At 52.6% G+C, this 5125-nt stretch carries 4 protein-coding genes and 1 pseudogene; 2 read left to right on the top strand and 3 right to left on the bottom strand.

The genetic code is table 11. From position 1 onward, the window contains the following. Together GEV47_RS19310 and GEV47_RS19305 are read right to left on the bottom strand one after the other, a co-directional pair. A partial coding sequence (locus GEV47_RS19310) for an ESPR-type extended signal peptide-containing protein (protein WP_265588525.1) occupies nucleotides 1-2456 on the bottom strand: 2456 nt, incomplete at its 3' end. A 968-nt stretch (nucleotides 2457-3424) separates the two neighbouring features. Beyond that, a complete protein-coding gene (locus GEV47_RS19305) occupies nucleotides 3425-4387 on the bottom strand; it encodes a YadA family autotransporter adhesin (protein WP_265588524.1) in 963 nt (320 codons plus the stop codon). A gap of 7 nt (nucleotides 4388-4394) precedes the next feature. On the opposite strand from GEV47_RS19305, the gene GEV47_RS19770 reads away from it, so the two are divergent. Then, nucleotides 4395-4721 (top strand): hypothetical protein, encoded by a 327-nt coding sequence (locus tag GEV47_RS19770; RefSeq protein WP_265588526.1) that lies wholly within the window; start codon nucleotides 4395-4397, stop codon nucleotides 4719-4721. On the opposite strand, the pseudogene GEV47_RS19765 reads toward GEV47_RS19770, so the two are convergent. After that, nucleotides 4706-4888: pseudogene (locus tag GEV47_RS19765) on the bottom strand (hypothetical protein); the annotation flags it as partial. The gene GEV47_RS19770 and the pseudogene GEV47_RS19765 overlap by 16 nt on opposite strands. On the opposite strand from GEV47_RS19765, the gene GEV47_RS19670 reads away from it, so the two are divergent. After that, nucleotides 4845-5125: hypothetical protein (locus tag GEV47_RS19670; RefSeq protein WP_228124827.1), on the top strand; the 281-nt coding region annotated here is incomplete at its 3' end. The pseudogene GEV47_RS19765 and the gene GEV47_RS19670 overlap by 44 nt on opposite strands.

Here is a 5125-nt window from a genome sequence, read left to right as displayed (position 1 = left end):
CTGGCGTTGGTGCTGATGCCGGTCGAAGTCGAAGTCGACAGCGAGCCGATGTTACTGGCGTTGGTGCTGATACCAGTCGAAGTCGAAGTCGACAGCGAACCGATATTGCTGGCGTTGGTGCTGATACCAGTCGAAGTCGAAGTCGACAACGAGCCGATGTTACTGGCGTTGGTGCTGATGCCAGTCGAAGTGGAAGTCGACAACGAGCTCACATTGCTATTGGTCGTGCTCAGTCCCGTTGACAGCGAAGTGATGCCAGTCGATGCCGAAGTCGACAGCGACGTCACGCTACTGTTGGTCGTGCTCAGCCCCGTCGACAGCGAAGTGATGCCAGTCGATGCCGAGGTCGACAGCGACGTCACGCTACTGTTGGTCGTACTCATTCCCGTTGACAGCGAAGTGATGCCAGTCGATGCCGAAGTCGACAGCGACGTCACGCTACTGTTGGTCGTGCTCAGCCCCGTCGACAGCGAAGTGATGCCAGTCGATGCCGAAGTCGACAGCGACGTTACGTTACTGTTGGTCGTGCTCAGCCCCGTCGACAGCGAAGTGATACCCGTCGAAGTCGAGGTCGACAACGAGGTCACGTTACTGTTGGTCGTACTCAGCCCAGTTGACAGCGAAGTGATGCCAGTCGATGCAGAGGTCGACAGCGACGTTACATTGCTGTTGGTTGTACTTAAACCTGTTGACAGCGAACCTATGCTGCTCGTTGCTGTACTCAGTCCCGTCGAGGCCGAAGTCGACAGCGACGTTACGTTACTGTTGGTCGCACTCAAGCCCGTCGACAGCGATGTGATGCCAGTCGATGCCGAGGTCGACAGCGACGTTACATTGCTGTTGGTTGTACTTAAACCTGTTGATAGCGAACCTATGCTGCTCGTTGCTGTACTCAGTCCCGTCGAGGCCGAAGTCGACAACGACGTTACGTTGCTGTTGGTCGTACTCAAGCCCGTCGACAGCGAAGTGATGCCAGTCGATGCCGAAGTCGACAGCGACGTTACGCTACTGTTGGTCGTGCTCAGCCCCGTCGACAGCGAAGTGATGCCAGTCGATGCCGAGGTCGACAGCGACGTCACGCTACTGTTGGTCGTGCTCAGCCCCGTCGACAACGAAGTGATGCCCGTCGAAGTCGAGGTCGACAACGAGGTCACGTTGCTGTTGATCGTACTCAGCCCAGTTGACAGCGAAGTGATGCCCGTCGATGCCGAAGTCGACAGCGACGTTACGTTACTGTTGGTCGTGCTCAGCCCCGTCGACAGCGAAGTGATACCCGTCGAAGTCGAGGTCGACAACGAGGTCACGTTGCTGTTGGTCGTACTCAGCCCAGTTGACAGCGAAGTGATGCCAGTCGATGCAGAGGTCGACAGCGACGTTACATTGCTGTTGGTTGTACTTAAACCTGTTGACAGCGAACCTATGCTGCTCGTTGCTGTACTCAGTCCCGTCGAGGCCGAAGTCGACAGCGACGTTACGTTGCTGTTGGTCGTACTCAGCCCAGTTGACAGCGAAGTGATGCCAGTCGATGCAGAGGTCGACAGCGACGTCACGCTACTGTTGGTCGTGCTCAGCCCCGTTGACAGCGATGTGATACCAGTCGATGCCGAGGTCGACAGCGACGTTACATTGCTGTTGGTTGTACTTAAACCTGTTGACAGCGAACCTATGCTGCTCGTTGCTGTACTCAGTCCCGTCGAGGCCGAAGTCGACAACGACGTTACGTTGCTGTTGGTCGTACTCAAGCCCGTCGACAGCGAAGTGATGCCAGTCGATGCCGAAGTCGACAGCGACGTTACGTTACTGTTGGTCGTGCTCAGCCCAGTTGACAGCGAAGTGATGCCAGTCGATGCAGAGGTCGACAGCGACGTTACATTGCTGTTGGTTGTACTTAAACCTGTTGACAGCGAACCTATGCTGCTCGTTGCTGTACTCAGTCCCGTCGAGGCCGAGGTCGACAGCGAATTGAGTTGGCTAACATCGACGGCGTCGGTCAACGCGACGCCCGGACTTAGATTAGTAATCTTATTCCCTGACATTGACAGCGTTCCGCCACCAATAGTTACGCCAGTCGACTGAATGTTGATCGCCCCAGTACTGCCGTTAATTACTATAGATCCGGAGGACGAGGCAGTAGTGGTACCGTTACCCAAGATCATTACACCAGGAACTGCTCCAATGATTCCAAGACAGTTCGTCGCCGCTGTGCTTGCCGGACCGTACGCTGTACCAATACCGACTGTATTACATACGACTACATTGGAATCAGCGAACACCTCCGCCGACACAAAAAGTCCCGCCAATGCAAATGCACAGACGCTTAATCTCAACACAATTAACTTTGCTACAGAAGATGTTCCAACCTCATTACCTCCAGTGCCTGTGGTACCGGATATTTCGCTCACAACTACAAAAGCATTACGGCGACGGCTGAAAATTACTTTATATATTTTATTCATTCATATTCTCGAAGAATTTTCAATTCGACTCCGACACAAGAAACCTATTCGACACATGCCCCCTCCTATATCTGGCTTGTTAAAATCGAGATCTTCGCTTCATGAACGACTAAATTCGTGACTAACACATCCAATTACTAGGAATGTAAGCTTATTTTTCTAAGTTTCGACAGTGCTAAACAATGCTTAACGAAATCGTCAGGAAAGCGTAAGCATTTGTTGTTTTTGCATTAAATGAGGCCTGACGTAAAAGCCATAGCATTGAATTCCAACGCAAAAGACGAATTCGATTTTGTCGAAACAAATTCCGAAACATTATCAAAAGGATTCTTTTTAATTTGCGTAGCGATATGGAAAGACAACTAGAGTCCAGTTATAAAACTCTCTGGTTGTCTAGAGCTATAAGACGCTTTAGATTTCGCCTGGCTGACAGGACAGCACCTCGCTCGGCCGCATTCGGGAATTCCAATTCCGGGACATCCGCCCGAAGGCTGTAAGCGAAATTGACAGTCTCACCGATGCAAACAAATCACTTGGCCATACAAAGGCAGAGATCGCCGGGTAGGCGAGAATGTGAAACCAACACGATAAAGTGAAAAACGGCCCATAAATGGGCCATTTTAATGTCTGACGGAGGTGGTGAAATTCAAACTCACGGGTGGGATAAAGCGTCGCCGGTTTTCAAGACCGGTGCCTTAAAAACTGTATCCCATTACCCCAACTCAGGCGAAAAATCCTTCCATTTAATGTTGTTCTCCGTGATATGCATTTATATAAGATGCAAGGTGTGTTGACGTTTAAATTTCAAAACCTCCCGTTCGCCCTGAGTAGCGCAAAGGGTGAGGCTAAGGATGCGCAAAATCAGGTGCGTTTCCTTAGCTACGGCGCTGCGCACCTATTCAGGACGAACGGTTCACTCTATATGTCAACCTCCCTATTACCTCCGTAAAATTATTTTTCATGACAAATTATTTCCATTTGAAGCCATAGCCCACGGTAACACCTGTGGTTTTGCCAGTTGTGCTGACTCCGGCTCCCCAAGAACTATTACCTGTTTGACTAACAGATTTAAATTGCAATGCCAACGCCCCATTCCCTTGGAACGAACCGATACCTACGCCAACTCCCTTCTCCCCAGCATCCAGAGATGGCATGACCGTTCCTGTCAGTGCCATACTCATAGCAATACCGGCGTAAGCGGTTTTCTGCACATTATTAACCTGGTTTTGCACAGCTGACAATTGCGAGACATTCACAGCATCGGTTGGATCGACACCGGGCGCCACGTTGGTGATACGGCGCTCACTGCCGGGAGATCCGACAGATACGGTATTGGCTTGATCCGCTATCGAACCGGCGCCTAAAGCCACCGAATTGCTCGCGGCGGCTTGGGCACCGGCGCCGGTGGCAACCGCATTGGTTCCGGTAGCTTGGGCACCAGCGCCGGTCGCGACAGAGTTATTGCCTGAAGCCACCGAATTCTGACCAATCGCGACAGTAGGATCGCCAGTCGCCTGGGCGTTATTCCCGATCGCCACCGACCCGGCCTGCGAAGCTACAGCACGGAAGCCGACAGCTGTGGTATTGGCATCGGTTGCCTGTGCGTTCGAACCAAAGGCCGTTGCGCCGTCTTTGGTCGCTTTCGCGCACAAACCTGAACCGGTTGCGTCGACGCCCGTCACTGTGCCACACGTTGCCGGGTTCACATTACTGATCACCGTACCGTTAGCGCCGCGCGTCTGTATCGTGCCATCGCTGTTGGCGCCGCCGATCGTAGTGACACCAATCGTCGCACCATTACCAGCAGCGGCAGTAAGTGCATTCGCCAGCGGCTTCAGCGACGTCGACAATGAAGTGACACTCGTCAGGCTGGTTGAGAGCGACGCCAGTTGACCCAGTCCGGTTGATAGCGACGCAACACCGCTTGACAATGAATTGATGCCGTTGTACGCGACACTCAAGCCGCTTGAAGTTGAGGTCGACAACGACGATACGCTGCTGTTGGTGGTGCTCAGGCCGGTCGACAGCGAATTAATGCCGCTTGCTGCCGTACTCAAGCCAGTTGAAGTGGATGTCGATAGCATAGCTACATTGCTGTTAGTCGTACTCAGCCCGGTTGACAGTGAATTTACGCCGCTTTGCGCTGTACTGATCCCTGTCGAGGTCGAGGTCGACAACGTTGTCAAGTTGCTGTTCGTGGTACTCAAGCCAGTTGATAGCGAAGTGATACCTGCCGACGTTGCAGTAGACAACGACGATAACTGACCGTAGTTCACAGCATCGGTTGGCTTCACACCTGCCGCTACATTGGTAAGAGTCACTGGCGTTGTGGCGCCAATGCCTCCCAAAGTAATGCTGGTGTGACCAGGATTGTCATATTGAACCGAGTTGGCAACCCCTGTCGACAACGACGCTACATTGCTGTTGAACATGCTCATGCCAGTCGACAACGACGATACGTTACTGTCGGTCGTGCTCAGACCAGTCGACAGCGACGTCACATTACTATTCGTCGTGCTCAGACCGGTCGACAACGATGTCACATTGCTGCTGAACGTACTCATGCCAGTCGACAGCGATGTGATGCCAGTCGATACCGAACTCGACAGCGACGTCACATTGCTATTCGTCGTGCTCAGACCGGTCGACAACGATGTCACATTGCTGCT

It is taken from the genome of Glaciimonas soli (assembly GCF_009497155.1).
In the GTDB taxonomy this organism is placed as follows: domain Bacteria; phylum Pseudomonadota; class Gammaproteobacteria; order Burkholderiales; family Burkholderiaceae_D; genus Glaciimonas; species Glaciimonas soli.
The sequence above is the reverse complement of the archived record's forward strand: the minus strand, read 5'-3'. Positions and strand labels throughout refer to the sequence as shown.

Bases quoted from the DNA above. Each gene is read 5' to 3' on its own strand.
- GEV47_RS19770 (WP_265588526.1), top strand. From the start codon at position 4,395: ATGCCGTTGTACGCGACACTCAAGCCGCTTGAAGTTGAGGTCGACAAC.